The 272-nt window shown below is 45.2% G+C and carries 1 tRNA gene; it reads left to right on the top strand.

Features of this window, described 5'->3' with window-relative positions:
• Window positions 1-76: transfer RNA gene (locus tag L975_RS17070), tRNA-Val, on the top strand.
• Window positions 77-272 lie beyond the last annotated feature (196 nt).

Genomic DNA, 272 nt, shown 5'->3' with positions numbered 1-272 from the left:
GGGCGATTAGCTCAGCTGGGAGAGCACCTCCCTTACAAGGAGGGGGTCACTGGTTCGAACCCGGTATCGCCCACCACTTCCTTTGTTAAAAGGAAGTCGTTAACTGAGATGTTTATCGAATAATAAACGATACATCAGTTAACGAATTAAAACTTGCTAAGTCTTTAAGTTTGCAGTGTACTGCATTTTTAGAGCGTAGGATGGGTCGTTAGCTCAGTCGGTAGAGCAGTTGACTTTTAATCAATTGGTCGCAGGTTCGAATCCTGCACGAC

This window comes from Plesiomonas sp. ZOR0011 (assembly GCF_000800945.1).
In the GTDB taxonomy this organism is placed as follows: domain Bacteria; phylum Pseudomonadota; class Gammaproteobacteria; order Enterobacterales; family CAMTGL01; genus Plesiomonas; species Plesiomonas shigelloides.
The sequence above is the reverse complement of the archived record's forward strand: the minus strand, read 5'-3'. Positions and strand labels throughout refer to the sequence as shown.